The sequence below is a fragment of the Roseateles sp. genome, from assembly GCF_039929605.1.
GTDB lineage: Bacteria > Pseudomonadota > Gammaproteobacteria > Burkholderiales > Burkholderiaceae_C > Pelomonas.
In genome coordinates, this window is the sequence record NZ_JBDSQX010000135.1 from 1 (window position 1) to 14,096 (window position 14,096).

At 67.6% G+C, this 14,096-nt stretch carries 13 protein-coding genes and 1 pseudogene; 8 read left to right on the plus strand and 6 right to left on the minus strand.

The features are described from left to right. Nucleotides 1–156: 156 nt before the first annotated feature. Nucleotides 157–575, plus strand: a pseudogene (locus tag ABIS05_RS18560) (CoA transferase); the annotation flags it as partial. An 86-nt stretch (nt 576–661) separates the two neighbouring features. On the opposite strand, the gene ABIS05_RS18565 reads toward ABIS05_RS18560, so the two are convergent. The 3 genes from ABIS05_RS18565 to ABIS05_RS18575 all read right to left on the minus strand — a co-directional run bounded on the left by ABIS05_RS18565 (nt 662) and on the right by ABIS05_RS18575 (nt 2,072). Continuing rightward, the gene (locus tag ABIS05_RS18565) at nt 662–1,318 is read right to left on the minus strand and encodes an energy transducer TonB (protein ID WP_348010346.1); all 657 of its coding nucleotides are present in this window, start codon (nt 1,316–1,318) and stop codon (nt 662–664) included. Between the two features lie 112 nt (nt 1,319–1,430). Beyond that, entirely contained in the window at nt 1,431–1,778 is a 348-nt protein-coding gene (locus ABIS05_RS18570) for a hypothetical protein (RefSeq protein WP_348010347.1), read from the minus strand. Nucleotides 1,779–1,925: 147 nt separating this feature from the next. Next, nucleotides 1,926–2,072 carry a hypothetical protein gene (locus tag ABIS05_RS18575; protein ID WP_348063309.1) on the minus strand — a complete coding sequence of 49 codons (147 nt, stop codon included), beginning with the start codon at nt 2,070–2,072 and terminating at the stop codon, nt 1,926–1,928. Between the two features lie 131 nt (nt 2,073–2,203). On the opposite strand from ABIS05_RS18575, the gene ABIS05_RS18580 reads away from it, so the two are divergent. The 3 genes from ABIS05_RS18580 to ABIS05_RS18590 all read left to right on the plus strand — a co-directional run bounded on the left by ABIS05_RS18580 (nt 2,204) and on the right by ABIS05_RS18590 (nt 7,255). After that, nucleotides 2,204–4,060, plus strand: a complete 1,857-nt coding sequence (locus ABIS05_RS18580) for a M3 family oligoendopeptidase (protein WP_348010349.1) — start codon at nt 2,204–2,206, stop codon at nt 4,058–4,060. 94 nt (nt 4,061–4,154) lie between these two features. Further along, a complete protein-coding gene (locus tag ABIS05_RS18585) occupies nt 4,155–5,375 on the plus strand; it encodes a CaiB/BaiF CoA-transferase family protein (RefSeq protein WP_348010350.1) in 1,221 nt (406 codons plus the stop codon). Between the two features lie 62 nt (nt 5,376–5,437). After that, nucleotides 5,438–7,255, plus strand: coding sequence for a hypothetical protein (locus ABIS05_RS18590; protein WP_348010351.1), 1,818 nt, complete (start codon nt 5,438–5,440; stop codon nt 7,253–7,255). Between the two features lie 28 nt (nt 7,256–7,283). Here the strand turns inward: ABIS05_RS18590 and ABIS05_RS18595 are convergent, their stop codons facing one another. The 3 genes from ABIS05_RS18595 to ABIS05_RS18605 all read right to left on the minus strand — a co-directional run bounded on the left by ABIS05_RS18595 (nt 7,284) and on the right by ABIS05_RS18605 (nt 10,312). Further along, the gene (locus ABIS05_RS18595) at nt 7,284–9,053 is read right to left on the minus strand and encodes a chloride channel protein (RefSeq protein ID WP_348010352.1); all 1,770 of its coding nucleotides are present in this window, start codon (nt 9,051–9,053) and stop codon (nt 7,284–7,286) included. Continuing rightward, nucleotides 9,050–9,475, minus strand: coding sequence for a MarR family transcriptional regulator (locus ABIS05_RS18600; RefSeq protein WP_348010353.1), 426 nt, complete (start codon nt 9,473–9,475; stop codon nt 9,050–9,052). Before ABIS05_RS18600 ends, ABIS05_RS18595 begins: the two co-directional genes overlap by 4 nt. A gap of 189 nt (nt 9,476–9,664) precedes the next feature. Then, complete coding sequence (locus ABIS05_RS18605) at nt 9,665–10,312, minus strand: TetR/AcrR family transcriptional regulator (RefSeq protein ID WP_348010354.1); 648 nt, start codon at nt 10,310–10,312, stop codon at nt 9,665–9,667. A gap of 124 nt (nt 10,313–10,436) precedes the next feature. On the opposite strand from ABIS05_RS18605, the gene ABIS05_RS18610 reads away from it, so the two are divergent. From ABIS05_RS18610 to ABIS05_RS18625, 4 genes are all read left to right on the plus strand, one after another. Continuing rightward, the gene (locus ABIS05_RS18610; RefSeq protein ID WP_348010355.1) at nt 10,437–10,727 is read left to right on the plus strand and encodes a hypothetical protein; all 291 of its coding nucleotides are present in this window, start codon (nt 10,437–10,439) and stop codon (nt 10,725–10,727) included. Nucleotides 10,728–10,767: 40 nt separating this feature from the next. Further along, nucleotides 10,768–11,907 carry an ABC transporter substrate-binding protein gene (locus ABIS05_RS18615; RefSeq protein WP_348010356.1) on the plus strand — a complete coding sequence of 380 codons (1,140 nt, stop codon included), beginning with the start codon at nt 10,768–10,770 and terminating at the stop codon, nt 11,905–11,907. A gap of 262 nt (nt 11,908–12,169) precedes the next feature. Then, nucleotides 12,170–13,207, plus strand: coding sequence for a branched-chain amino acid ABC transporter permease (locus ABIS05_RS18620; RefSeq protein ID WP_348010357.1), 1,038 nt, complete (start codon nt 12,170–12,172; stop codon nt 13,205–13,207). Between the two features lie 197 nt (nt 13,208–13,404). Then, a partial coding sequence (locus tag ABIS05_RS18625; RefSeq protein WP_348010358.1) for a branched-chain amino acid ABC transporter permease occupies nt 13,405–14,096 on the plus strand: 692 nt, incomplete at its 3' end.

Here is a 14,096-nt window from a genome sequence, read left to right on the forward strand (position 1 = left end):
GTTGCCAGAAATCATCGGTCACCACCCACGACTCAACTCTCTTGCGTGTCGCCATGCCTTAACCCAACCACCGCGTGAATGGCGGTTCGGGACGAGAGTTTACTATTTACGGATAACCTCTTAGCCGCGAATCAAGCCTTCACGCACCAGATCCGGATGCTTCCCCCGGCCGACTGCCAGACACTGGCCGGCACGTCCCCCACCTCCGCTGCGCTGGCTGGCCTAAAGGTCGTCGAGCTGGGCCAACTGATCGCCGGGCCGTTCGCGGCGAAGACGCTGGCCGACTTTGGCGCCGAGGTCATCAAGATCGAGCCGCCCGGCGCTGGCGACCCGCTGCGCAAGTGGCGGCTGCTGCTGGACGGCGCCTCGGTGCGGTGGCAGGTGCAGTCGCGCAACACCACACTAGCTTGCGCTGGACCTGCGCACGCCCGAAGGGCAGGGCATCGTGCGCCGGCTCCTTGGCCCCGACCAACTGCTGGCCGCCAACCCGACGGCTGATCATGCTGCGCGTCAGCGGCTACGGGCAGACCGGCCCTTACCGTGACCGGTCAGGCTTCGGCGTCGTGGCCGAGGCCACGGCATGGTGATTGGGAAACCGGTGGTGCTGCTGCGACGGACCTGACGGACCTGGCCGTGGGTCACCAGACTGACAGCCGCCGGCTCAGTCCTTCAGACGCCAGCTGATGGGCGTGATGCCGCGTAGCGGCACGGGGTTCCCGTTCACCGTGCCGGGTGTGCCCTTGCAGGACAGCACGAACTCGACGGCCAGGCGGTCCAGCAGCTTGTGCTTGCGCGACGGGCCGCTGGACTCGGCCACGTGCACTTCGTTGATGGCGCCGGTGGTGGTCATGGTGAAAACGATCATCGCCGTGCCTTGCACGTTGATGTCGGGATAGGCCGGCGTGCCGCACTTGCTGAAGTCCAGTTGCGGCGGGGTGCGCGCCAGCCCGCTTCCTGCTTGGCCCCGACCTTGTTGCGGCGCAGCAGTCTCGGTACCCACGCCCAGTGAAGGCTGGGGGATGGAAGTGGCGGGGATGGTCGTCTCCGGTGGCTGTGTCACCAGCACTTCGGGCGGCGGTATGAAGGGCAGTGGCGGCGGAACCATGCTTGGCAGCGGCAGCAAGGTCGCCTTCGGCGCTGGCGGCGGTGTCTCAGGTTTGACGAGCTTGATCTCGATCGGCTGCTGCTGGACCGCCTGGATCACGTGGTGCGCCAGACTGCTGAGCATGGCCCACACCAGCAAGAGGTGCAGCACGAGGACGACGCCGAAGCCGGTGACGCGCCTGCCTGGGGCGGGCTGCCGTTGAGCGAAATCCATTCGGTTCCCTCCCATGGTGATGTGCCGGTCAGCGGCGCGTCAACGCGCGCCTCGATTTGCGTGCGAGGTGCTGCCGGATCGGCCGCGTGAACACGCCCCCGGCCCGCTGCGGCTAGCGACCACCGACATAGAAGCGAACGATCTGGCCGTCCTGAACGTCGAATTGCAGGTCCCAAAGGAGGTTGCCATCATCGGTCGAGATGACTAGACCAGCGTCGTCGCCTTTGTACCTGCCAATCGGGTAGAACTTTCCATAAATCACTTTGCGGCCGTTCCGCACTTTGCCGATGTAGTGACGGGCAAAGACGACATCAGGTGCTGGAAGTTGGCGGGCGCCCAAGGTGCTGTTGTCGAAGTAGGTGCTCAGCGCCTGCTCAAGCTGTTGAACCTGAGCGGCGAGATCGTTGCGGGTGACGGGCTCAGTGCGGGCGCGCACGGGCACAGGGTCACGCACGGGCACAGGGTCAGGTCCTAAATCTAAATCCCTAACTTGATCTTCAAGCGGTCAAGCCAGGTAGGGCGGGTTGCGACCCGCGTCTTGATCGAGTGTGTGCACCGAAATGGCGGGTTACGCCTGCGGCTAACTCGCCCTACGAATTCCGGAACCTCAAACCACCCGCACCCCCGGCAACCTCGCCATCCGCCGATCAAACGTGGCGGTGAACTCGCAGCCCAGGCGCTGCTGCTTGGCGACGATCAGGCAGTCTGCAAATCCGCAGCTCGCTGCTTTGAACAACGCGGCAGCTGCGGTCACCGCCTCGCGATCCTCGAAGCAGAATGCGGGTTCATCCAGCAGGCTGTGCGCAGCCCCCCCCACCATCACTTCGGTCAGCCGGCCTCCGTGCGTTCACACTGCTTGCCTTCGACCCTTTGCCGACTTGCCCGATGAAGCCTCTGCTCACTCCCCGCGCGCTCGCGCTCAGCCTCGCCCTGGCCCTCGGCGCACCCGCCGTCGTCTGCGCCGAGCCCCTTCCCACGGCCTGGAACCTGGCCCCCCTCTACGCCAGCGACACCGATTGGGAGTCCGCGCGCAAGGCCTTGCTGGCCGACCTGCCCAAGCTGGCCGCGCTGAAGGGCACGCTGGGCAAGAGTGCCCGGAGCCTGCGGGCCGGGCTGGACGCCATCAGTGCGGCCAACCTGCGCGTCGACCGGCTGCGCGTGTACGCGAGCATGAAGCAGTCCACCGACAACCGGGACACCGCCAACCAGGAGCGCAGCAACCTGGCGGGCCAACTCGGCGGTGAGTACGCCAGCACCATCGCGTGGCTGGAGCCCGAGATCCAGCAGTTGGGCGACGCCAAGGTTGCGGCCTTCGTGAAGGCCGAGCCGGCGTTGAAGAAGCATGCCGAGCACCTGCGCAACAGCCTGCGCCAGGCCAAGCACACGCTCAGCGCCGAAGGCGAAGCCGTGATCGCGGCGCTGGGCCCGGTGCGCCAAGCCACGGGCGAGGCACGCACGCTGCTGTTCAACGCCAACACGAAGTGGCCCGAGCTGACCGTGGACGGCAAGACCGAGCGCGTGGACGGCACCAAGTACGGCCTGCTGCGCCAACACCCGGACCGCGCGGTGCGCAAGCAGGTGTTCGACGCCTTCTTCGGCGCCATCGGGCAGTACGAGGACACCTACGGCGTGACGCTGGGCAACGTGGTGCAGGACGACACCACGATGGCCAAGCTGCGCCACTACCCCAGCGCCGTGGCCATGAGCCTGGGCGCGGAGGAAGTGCCCGAGGCTGTGTACCGCACGCTGGTGGCCGAGGTGCACAAGGGCCTGCCCACGCTGCACCGCTACTTCAAGCTGCGCCAGAAGATGCTGGGCCTGCCGGACCTGCACTACTACGACATCTACCCGGCCCTGGTCACGCAGAACAAGGCCTACAGCCTGGACGACGCCGCCGCCCTCACGCTAGAAGCCACCAAGCCGCTGGGCGACGACTACCAGACGCAGCTAAAGACAACGCTGCAAGCCAACACCATGCACGCGCTGCCGGCCCCGGGCAAGAGTGGTGGCGCCTACCAGGACGGCGTCTACGGCACGCCGCCGTTCGTGTTCCTGAACCACCAGGGCGACTTCGAGTCGGTCAGCACCTTCGCGCACGAGTGGGGCCACGCGATGCACACGACCATGGCCAACCGCGCCCAGCCGTACGAGACGGCGGGCTACTCGCTGTTCATCGCCGAGATCGCGTCCACCGCCAACGAGGTGCTGCTGAGCCACTACATGCAGGGCCAGGCGGCCAGCAAGGAAGAGAAGCTCTTCCAGCTGGGCTCGGCGCTGGAGCGCCTGCGCGGCACCTTCTTCCGCCAGGCCATGTTCGGCGAGTTCGAGCTGAACACGCACGACGCGGCAGCCAAGGGAGAGGCGCTGAACGGCAAGCGCTTCACCGAGATCTATTGCAAGCTGCTGAAGGAATATCACGGCGACGCAGCCGGCGTGATGAAGATCGACCCGCTGTACTGCCAGGAGTGGGCGTTCATCCCGCACTTCTATCGGCCGTTCTACGTCTACCAGTACGCAACGTCGATCACGGCGGCGCTGCATTTCGCCGAGGACATCCTTGCCGGCAAGCCCGGCGCGCGCGACAACTACCTGAAGCTGCTGGCGGGCGGCGGTTCGGTGGCGCCTTACCAGGCGCTGAAGAACGCCGGCCTGGACATGGCGAGCCCGGCGCCCTACCAGGCCGTGATTCAGCGCATGGACCGCATCATGGACGAGATGGAGGCGCTGCTGGCTGCCAAGTGAGGCCCGCGCCGGCCCGGCGGGCTTCGCCCCCGGCCAAGCCAGCGCGCGCCAGTTCCGGATGGTCCGGCCCGGCTGGCCGCAGGACACTGGCTGCATGACTGCCGCTACCTTCACGCCTCCCACCACGCCCGCCGCCCTGGCCGGCCTCAAGGTCGTCGAACTCGGCCAGTTGATCGCCGGCCCCTTCGCGGCCAAGACGCTGGCCGACTTCGGCGCCGGGGTCATCAAGATCGAGCCGCCCGGCGCCGGCGACCCGCTGCGCAAGTGGCGGCTGCTGCTGGATGGCACCTCGGTGTGGTGGCAGGTGCAGTCGCGCAACAAGCGCTCGCTGGCGCTGGACCTGCGCACGCCCGAGGGGCAAGACATCGTGCGGCGGCTCAGCGCCGAGGCCGATGTGCTGATCGAGAACTTCCGCCCCGGCGCGATGGAGGGCTGGGGGCTGGACCCGGAGGCGTTGCGGGCCGCCAACCCGCGGCTCATCGTGCTGCGCGTCAGTGGCTACGGGCAGACCGGCCCCTACCGCGACCGGCCCGGCTTCGCCGCTGTGGCCGAGGCCATGGGCGGGCTGCGCCACCTGACCGCCGAGCCCGGCCGCGTGCCGGTGCGCGTGGGTGTGAGCATCGGCGACACGCTGGCCGCGCTGCATGGCGTGATCGGCATCCTGCTGGCGCTGCAGCACCGCCATGCCACCGGGCAGGGCCAAGTCATCGATGTGGCGCTGTACGAGGCGGTCTTCAACTGCATGGAGAGCCTGCTGCCCGAGTACAGCGCCTTCGGCGTGGTGCGCGAGCCGGCCGGCAGCGCGATGCCGGGCATCGCGCCCAGCAATGCCTATGTCTGCGCCGATGGCGGCTATGCGCTGATCGCGGGCAATGGCGACAGCATCTTCCGCCGGCTGATGACGCTCATCCAACGCGACGACCTCGGCCACGACCCGGCGCTGGCCGACAACGCCGGCCGTGTGGCCCGCGTGGCCGAGATCGACGCGGCCATCGGCGCCTGGGCCGCACGGCGGACGGTGGACGAGGTGCTGCAGGCACTCGAAGGCGCTGACGTGCCGGCCGGCCGCATCTACACGGTGGCCGACATCGCGGCCGACCCGCACTACCGCGCGCGCGGCATGTTGCAGCAGGTGCAGCTGCCGGGCGGCAAAGCCCTCGACGTGCCCGGAATCTGCCCCAAGTTGTCCGCCACGCCGGGCGGGCACCGTCGCAACGCGCCGGCCCTGGGCCAGGATTCGGACGCGGTGTTGAGCGAGCTGGGGCTGACGGCCGCGCAGATCGGGCAACTGCGCGAGCGGGGCATCGTCAGGTGAACGGTTGCAGACAGTGCAAGATGCGGTCCGCACTCCACGCTCCCACCTCCGAAGGAAGATCCATGCGCTTCGCGCCCGCAGCCAATGCAATTGCCGCCGCCCTCTGCCTATTGATGGCTGGCGCCGCCGCCGCCCAGCAACCCGATGTGGCGAATCTCGAGCGCGTGCAGGTAGCGGGCAAGAGGGGCGAGGCGTCCCCCTGGTTCCGGGCTGAAAGCCAGCACTTCGTCGTCTACTCCGACACCGGGCAGGAAGACGTCACCCAGCTGCTGGGCAACCTGGAAAAGCTCGACCACCTGCTGCGTATCTACACGCAGCCGGCGGCCAAGGCCGAGCAGCGGGAACCGAAGCTGACGCTGTACTTCCATAGCCGGCTGTCGGGCCTGAAGGAGGTGGACGGGAACGTGCCGGCCGACGCCGTTGGCGGTTACAGCAGCTGCGCGTCGGGCGTGCAGGGCTTTGGCGTCCTTCTGGAACGCATCCCGAGCTTCGGCGACGAGCAGCTCGACAAAGCACCGCTGGACGAAACGCTGTCCTATGTCTTCGAGGCCTATGCCCGGCACTTTCTCTATCGCCACACGGACATCCGCACGCCGGTGTCGTTCATCGATGGGTTCGCGCAGTATTTTTCCAGCGTGCGCTTCTCGGAGAAGCAGATGGTGGTGGGCCGCACGCCGCCGGCCATCGGTCAGTACCTGTACTTCCTGGGCGAAGGCCGCAGGTACAGCCTGGACTACGAGGACGTGCTGCAGCACAACCTTGCCAACGCCCACAGCTACGGCGGCGAGGCGGGCGTGCGCCTGGAGTTCGAGGCGAAGTCCTGGCTGCTGACGCACTACATGCTGTCGTCCGACGACAACCGCAAGCGCCTGAGCCGGTATCTCGTGTTCGTCGAGCGTGGCGTGCCGCCCACGAAGGCATTCGAGCGCGCCTTCAATGTGAAGGCCGGGGATGTCGGCAATGCGATGTGGCGCTATGGCCGCGTGAGCGTGCAGGCGCTGCGGGTGGCCATGCCGTCCCAGCCCGCCGCACGGGTGAGCTTCAAGTCGCTGCCGCTGGCGGCGGGCGAGTTCCTTCTCGCAGATGCCGCGTTGAAGTCCTGCCCGAGCCGGCAGGCCGGAGAGGCGCTGCTGAAGCAGGTGGCCGAGCTGGCGGCCCGATTTGCCGGTGACGAGCGTGCCCGCCTCACCTTGAGCCGGGCGCAGATCGACTGGGGCAACCCGCAGGACGCCGTGCCTGCGCTGCATGCCGTGCTGGCGAGCGATGACGCCAATTTCGAGGCCTGGTATCTGCTGGGCATGGCGGAGCTGCGCGTCGCTGAGCGCAGCGAGGGCGACGCCAGGCGCGCCCATCTGCAGGCGGCTCAGGGCCATCTACAGCGTGCGCGCGGCTTGAGCCCGCAATCTGCGGAGGCGGCCTTCGCGGCCTTCAAGGCTGAAGCGGCCGGCACGGATGGACCGGACAGTGCGGCGCTGCAGGGTGTCATCTCGGCCTGGCAGACCTCGCGGGAAGTCGACGCTCTCGCCCGATCCGCCGCGCTGGCCTACGCCTACGCGGGCAAGGGAGACGAGGCCTACCAAACGCTGGTCGCGCTCGCTGACAACGCGACCGGCGCGCCGATGGCGGGATGGGCGAAGCAGTGGCAGGGCCGTCTCGGTGCGGGCGTCAGCCGCCGCGACATCCTCGCGGAGATGCGCCGCGATCCTGTGCCCGACGCGCCGTTCAAGGAGTGGACGATCGACAAGAAGAGCGTGATGCAGGCGGTGGAGCGCACCGCCGGTATGGAGGCCGCGGAATCGTTCTTGCAGCAGCAGCAGTCGACGGATCGCCAGCGCCAGGATGCGCCGCAGGGGCCGGCGCCGGGCGGGCAAAGGAGATAGCGGGCCGAGGGCGCCGATCTCTGACGATTCAGCTGGACTGCCACGGCAGCCCACGCAGCCGTTCGCGGTGTTCCTCTTCGTCGAAGTGCGCGAGCGATGGCTTGATGAGGTCGCTGCGCGCCACCACACCCACGAGCGCCAGTGACTGCGCGTCGCGCACCACGGGCAGCCTTTCGAGCCGCTGGCGCGCGAGCCGCGTGGCGACGGCGCGGCAGTTGTCGGTGGGGAGTGCGAACGCGAGCGGCAGGCCGGCGCACGCCTCGCCCACCGTGACAGCTGGCTCCGCATCGCCATGCGCCACCAGCAGCGCGCGGTCGGCGACGCCCACCACCGCACCGTCACGCAACACCGGGAATGCGCGGTGCGATTGACCCGGGCCGAAGTGCAGCGCCAGCGCCTCGCCCACGGTCGATGCCGCGTCGATGGATTGCACGGTGCGCGTCATCACTTCGTCGACGCTGTGACGCTCCAGCGGATCGACGCCGTATTCGCGATAGATGTGATGCCCGCGGCGGGCAATCTTCTCGGTGAGGATGGAACGGCGCATCGTCAGCACCGTGAAGCCGTAGGCCACGGCGGACGTGGCGAGCAGCGGCAGCAAGGCGTTGCTGTCGTGCGTGAGCCCGAAGGCGAAGAGGGTGGCTGTGAGCGGTGCGCGCATGGTGCCGCCCAGCGTGGCCGCCATGCACACCATCGGCCACAGCGGCGGGTCATTGCCAGGGAACACGTGCGAAAGCACCACGCCCATGCCGGCGCCCATCATCAGCAGCGGCGCCAGCACGCCGCCCGACGTGCCGGAGGCGAGCGCGATCACCCAGATCACCGCCTTGACGGCCAGCAGCGCGAGCGCGACGTTGAGGGTGAGCCGGTTGTTGAGCAGATCGCCGATCACGTCGTAGCCAACGCCGAGGGCGCGCGGCTGCAGCCAGCCGCCGAGGCCGACCGCGACGCCGCCGATCGCGGGCCACCACATCCAGTGGAGCGGCAGTCGGCCGAACCAGTCTTCCACCTTGTAGAGCGACAGCGACAGCGACGCCGCCAGCGCGCCACACAGCACACCTGCCACTACGCACCACACCAGCGTCATCGGGCCGGGGACGAGTGTCTGCAGCGGGAACAGCGGGCCAGCGTCCAACAGCAGCGAGCGTGTGAAACCAGCCGTGGCGCAGGCCACGGCCACCGGCAGCAGGCTGCGTGGGCGCAGCTCAAACAGCAGCAGTTCCACCGCCAGCAGCACGGCCGCCACCGGCGTGCCGAACACGGCCGTCATGCCGGCCGTGGCGCCGGCCACCAGCAAGGCTTTGCGCTCGGCCGCCGTGAGGTGGAAGTGCTGTGCGATCAGCGAGCCAATGGCGCCGCCGGTCATGATGATCGGCCCCTCCGCGCCGAACGGCCCACCGCTGCCGATGACGATGCCCGAGGACAGCGGCTTGAGCACGGCCACTTTCGGCGACATGCGGCTCTTGCCAAACAGGATGGCTTCGATGGCTTCGGGGATGCCGTGGCCACGGATCTTTTCGGAGCCGTAGCGCGCGACCAGGCCGACGATGAGCCCACCGATCACCGGCACCGCGATGACCCACGCGCCCAGCGTGTGCGTGGCGGGCGAGCGCTCTTCCAGCGAGAAGGTCTGGAAGAAGAACAGGTTGGTGAAAAAGCGGATCAAGTCGAGCAGTAGGCGCGCGGCGCCGGTGCTCAGCATGCCGATGCCGATGGCCATGGCGGTGATGCGCAGCAGCCGCGCGTCGAGGGCGAAGTCGCCGCGATGCGGCGTGTGAGCGTGGACTTTTTGGCTCATGACGGTTCGGGCAGGTCGATCTGCGGCACCTTGAACACGCCCTTGAGCGAGCGCAGTTCGGCGCGGTGGAGTTCCGCCAGGCGTTCGAGCAGATGCTGACCATCCGGCAGCAGGTGTACCTCGACGTGGCGGCGGTCAGCCGCGCTCTGGCGACGCTCGATGAGGCCCAGCGCTTCGCAGCGAGTGACCAGCGTGACGGCGCCGTGCGGCTGGAGTTGCAGGCGTTCGGCGATGTCGCCCACCGAAGCCCACTCGCGGGCCGGCTGGCCCTTGATATGTAGCAGCACCAGGTATTGCTGAGGCGTGAGCCCCTCGGCCTGCGCGGCGCGTTCGGAAAAGCGCTCGAAGCGGCGCATCTGGTAGCGGAAGTCGGACAAGGACTCGAAGTCCTTCTTGGTGAGTGCGCGAGGAAGGGCGGGCATGGCGGCGGTGCAGAAAGGGCGCGAATAATATATCGCGACGCGATATATGTGTCCGGCCGGCAGAGCGCAAGGCGTGAGCCTCTGCGCGCGTCTCTGCGCTTGCGCCTGCGTATATTTCGCCCGTTGCCACCGCGCCGCCGGGCTGCGTCTGCTCAGTGGCTCATCGCCATGTCGGGCGGGTGAGCAGCCTCACTGGCCCAGCCGCTGCTGCGCCAGTCTCTCCATGAATTCACGCCGCGCCAACTTGTCGGCTGGGCTGCCCTGGCCGCCCAGCAGCGATTCCGACACCTCGTAGCTGTAGAGCATGAAGGCGCGCGCACGCGCCTCGTCGCCGTCAAAGCCCAGGGCGCAGAAGATGGCCGCGTGATAGGCCAGGCGCGCGGCGTCGGAAGCGGCCAGCGCGGCCTGCGCCAGGGGGTCGCGCCGCGCCCAGGCGCGGATGGCCAGCTCGATGCGCGCCGCCCGCTGCGCCGCACGGCCGCGGAAGGGCAGCGAGATCACGTCGCGCAGTTGCTCCTGCGGGTCGTTGCGCGCGGTTGCCAGGCGTGCCGTCAGCAGCGCCGTCGAACGGTGGCTCCAGGCCTGCAGCACACGGCGCAACAAGTCTTCTCGGTCGCGGAAGTGCCAGTAGAAACTGCCGCGCGTGACCTGCAACTGCGTCGCCAGCACGTCCACGCGCACATGGTCTATGCCTTGGTCCACCAGCACCTCGGTGGCGGCGTCCACCCAGGCTTCGGGCGTCAGCGAGTTGCGACGCGCCGCCTTCTTGGGCGCAGCGAGGCGTGCCCGCTTGGCAGCGGGCCGGGGCGGCAAGGGGCGCACGGGCAGGGTGGACATGCACGCCATCTTCACCATACATGCCAGTATGGAAACTATGGTGAACCCCAGTATCTACTGAGGAACAGGCGCCTACCATGCCTGCAAAACACATACACATATGTATGGAACCGATGGAGACACCATGGGCGATAACGGCTTCTTCTTCCCCAATTTCAGCCGCTGGATGGGCGAGGCTTCGCAGGCCTTCTTCGCGGCCCAGGGTGTGCCACCCTGGCGCGAACTGGTGAAGAGCCGCAACATCATCGGCACGCCGCTCTTGGAGACCCACACCAGTTCGCGCCCTGCCACCTACGGCGAAACCGTGTTGTGCGAAGGCACGGGCGTGCGAGCCTTCTGCATCCGCGACCCGGGCGGCCCGGGCCGCATCAAGGCCATCCCCGCTCCCAAAGACATCAAGGCACTCTGCACTTGATTCACGACTCGCGACAAACAACTGCCCACAGGAGACCCTCATGAAGCATCTCGTTCGCAAGACCCTGCTCGCCGCCGCCGCGGCCCTGGCTGCCGGCGCCGCACTGGCCGACGTCAACATCGGCGTCAGCCTGTCGCTCACGGGCCCCGGCTCCGGCCTGGGCATTCCCATGCAGAACCAGATGAAGCTGTGGTCGCCCACCATAGCCGGCGAGAAGGTCAACCTGTTGATCCTGGACGACGCCAGCGACCCGGGCAAGGGGGTCAGCAATGCGCGCCGCTTTGTCACTGAAGACAAGGTCGACATGATCATCGGCTCCTGCCTCACCACAGTGGCGGCAGCCATGACGCCGGTGGCGGACGAAGCCAAGACGGTGCAGCTGGCCGGCAGCCCGGTGGGCGTGCCCCCGGGCCAGGACCAGTGGCTGTTCCGCCTGGCGCAGAGCAACTCCGTGATGGCCCACGCCATGGTCGGCCACATGCAGAAGCAGGGCATCAAGACCGTGGGCTTCCTGGGCTACACCGACGCCTATGGCGAACAGTGGCTGAAGGCGTTCACTGCCGAAGGTGAGAAGGCCGGCATCAAGGTCATCGCCGCCGAACGTTTCGCCCGCGCCGACACCAGCGTCACCCCCCAAGCCCTGAAGCTCACCGCCGCCAACCCGGACGCGATGCTGATCGTAGCCAGCGGCTCCGGTGCTGCCATGCCGCACAAGGCCGTCGTCGAACGCGGCTACAAGGGCAAGATCTACCAGACCCATGCCGCCGCCACGGCCGATCTGATGCGCATTGGCGGCAAGGACGTGGAGGGCAGCTTCGTCGTCAGCGGCCCGGCCATGGTGGGCGCGCAGCTGCCCGACAGCCACCCGAGCAAGAAGCTGGCCGTGGACTTCCTGACCGGCTATGAGAAGGCCTACGGCGTGGGCACGGCCAATCAGTTTGCCGGCCACTCCTACGACGCGCGCATCGTGCTGGAAAAGGTCATCCCGATGGCGCTGAAGAAGGCCAAGCCGGGCACGCCGGAGTTCCGCGCCGCACTGAAGGACGCCATGGAAACCATGGGCCGCACGGTGTTCTCGCACGGCGTGATGAACTGGAGCGCCACCGACCACTGGGGCTATACCAACGAGACGGGTGTGATGTTGAAGGTGACGGACGGCAAGTTCGTCGTCGAAAAGTGAATCGCCAACGGCGATTCACTTTCGTCGCAGGCTAGGGCGACGCTGAATAGTCCCCGCGATGCGGCGCGCCCTGGTTTGGGATGAGCTGCAAGGCGCAAACCGTAGCTGTGGCTACGGCGAGGATTTGCAACGCCGCAGATCGCCCAAAGCAGGGATGCGCCGCGCGCGAGGGACTTGTTCAGCGTTGCCCTAATTTGGCGCAGCCAAGTTAAGGGCCGCGAGGCCCGGCCGTAGACAAAAGTAAGCACATACCGGAGCTCCCATGGACTTCTCGATCGCCAGCATCCTGGCCCTGGACGGACTGACCAACGGCGCCATCTACGCGCTGCTGGCGCTGGCCATCGTGCTCGTGTTCGCCGTGACGCGGGTGATCTACCTCCCGCAGGGCGAGTTCGTGGCCTTCGGCGCACTCACGCTGGCGCTGCTGCAGGCCGGCAAGGTGCCCGGCACGGTGTGGTTCCTGTTGGTGCTGGCGCTGGCCACCGCCGTGTCCGATGTCTGGCACGGCGTGCGGCACCGCCTGGGCGCGGGCCGCATTGCGCGCCGGGCGCTGACCACGGCGGGCTACCCGGTGGCGGTGTCGCTGCTGGCCATCTGGCTGGCGCCCATGAAACTGCCGCTGCTGGCCCAGGCCCTGCTGACGCTGGCGCTGGTCACGCCCTTCGGCAACCTGATCTACCGCCTGGCCTACGAGAAGCTGGCCGATGCCACCGTGCTGGTGCTGCTGATCGTGTCGGTGGGCGTGCACTTTGCGCTGGTGGGCATGGGGCTGTTCTTCTTTGGCGCCGAGGGCTTCCGCAACCCCAGCTTCTGGGACGAACGCTTCAATGTCGGCGCGCTGACCATCAACGGGCAGACGCTGATCATCTTTGCCGCGTCGCTGGCGCTGATCGTGATGCTGTGGCTGTTCTTCGAGCGCTCACTCCATGGCAAGGCGCTGCGCGCCACCGCAGTCAATCGGCTGGGCGCGCGCTTGATGGGCATCTCCACGGTGGCAGCGGGCCGCCTGTCCTTCACCATGGCGGCCTTCATCGGTGCGCTGTCGGGCCTGCTCATCGGCCCCACCACCACCGTCTTCTACGACAGCGGTTTCCTCATCGGCCTGAAGGGCTTTGTCGCCGCCGTGTTTGCCGGCTTGTCCAGCTACCCGCTGGCGCTGGTGGGTGCCCTGGGGGTGGGCCTGCTGGAGAGCTTTGGCTCCTTCTGGGCCAGCGCCTTCAAGGAGGTGATCGTTTTCGGCGTCGTCCTGCCGGTGCTGTTGTGGCGCTCCCTGCGTGACCCGCACTCAGAAGAACATTGACATGAAACTGCCCCTCGCCCAACCTCGCGTCGCTGAACGCGAGCGAGTCTGGTCGGTCCCCCAAGGGGACGAGGCGGCTCACGGCATTGAGCCGCAAGCCGCCTCTGGCGGGCCGGCTTGGGAGCGGCCCGGCGCTCGGCCCGAAATGCATCCGTTTCATGCGTTGTGGGTAGCGCTTAGCGCAATGGATAGCTGACATGACGAATCTCCGACCTTGGGCCTTCCCGGCCTTCGCCTTGTTCATGCTCGTGCTGCCGCTCTTGCCGGTGCCGGACTTCTGGGTCATGCAGAGCAACTACATCGGCCTGTACGCGCTGGTCACGCTGGGCCTGGTGCTGCTGACCGGTGTGGCCGGCCTGACGAGCTTCGGCCAGGCCGCCTTCGTGGGCATGGGCGCCTATGCCTCGGCCTACCTGGCGACGGCGCATGCGGTGTCGCCCTGGGCCGGCCTGCTGGTGGGCCTGCTGGCGGCCGGGTCGGTGGCGCTGCTGCTGGGCGCCATCACGCTGCGCATGTCGGGCCACTACCTGCCGCTGGCCACCATCGCCTGGGGTTTGTCGCTGTATTACCTGATGGGCAACCTCGATGCCCTGGGCAAATACGACGGCTTGCTGGGCATTCAGACCCTGTCGCTATTTCGCGTGGAACTGGGTCAGGGGCGCGGTTTCTTCTTGCTGGCGTGGAGCGTCGTGGTGTTGGCGGCAGTCGCCATCCTCCATCTGCTGGACTCACGTCCGGGACGCGCCATGCGCTCGCTGCGCACCGGCACCCAGATGGCCGAAGCCATGGGCGTGAACACCCTGCGCTACAAGATCATCATCTTTGTGATCGCAGCCCTGTTGGCCTCGGTCTCGGGCTGGCTGTTTGCGCATTTTCAGCGCTCGGTCAA

Bases quoted from the DNA above. Each gene is read 5' to 3' on its own strand.
- ABIS05_RS18565 (WP_348010346.1), bottom strand. From the start codon at position 1,318: ATGGATTTCGCTCAACGGCAGCCCGCCCCAGGCAGGCGCGTCACCGGC.
- ABIS05_RS18580 (WP_348010349.1), top strand. From the start codon at position 2,204: ATGAAGCCTCTGCTCACTCCCCGCGCGCTCGCGCTCAGCCTCGCCCTG.
- ABIS05_RS18585 (WP_348010350.1), top strand. From the start codon at position 4,155: ATGACTGCCGCTACCTTCACGCCTCCCACCACGCCCGCCGCCCTGGCC.
- ABIS05_RS18590 (WP_348010351.1), top strand. From the start codon at position 5,438: ATGCGCTTCGCGCCCGCAGCCAATGCAATTGCCGCCGCCCTCTGCCTA.
- ABIS05_RS18595 (WP_348010352.1), bottom strand. From the start codon at position 9,053: ATGAGCCAAAAAGTCCACGCTCACACGCCGCATCGCGGCGACTTCGCC.
- ABIS05_RS18600 (WP_348010353.1), bottom strand. From the start codon at position 9,475: ATGCCCGCCCTTCCTCGCGCACTCACCAAGAAGGACTTCGAGTCCTTG.
- ABIS05_RS18605 (WP_348010354.1), bottom strand. From the start codon at position 10,312: ATGTCCACCCTGCCCGTGCGCCCCTTGCCGCCCCGGCCCGCTGCCAAG.
- ABIS05_RS18610 (WP_348010355.1), top strand. From the start codon at position 10,437: ATGGGCGATAACGGCTTCTTCTTCCCCAATTTCAGCCGCTGGATGGGC.
- ABIS05_RS18615 (WP_348010356.1), top strand. From the start codon at position 10,768: ATGAAGCATCTCGTTCGCAAGACCCTGCTCGCCGCCGCCGCGGCCCTG.
- ABIS05_RS18620 (WP_348010357.1), top strand. From the start codon at position 12,170: ATGGACTTCTCGATCGCCAGCATCCTGGCCCTGGACGGACTGACCAAC.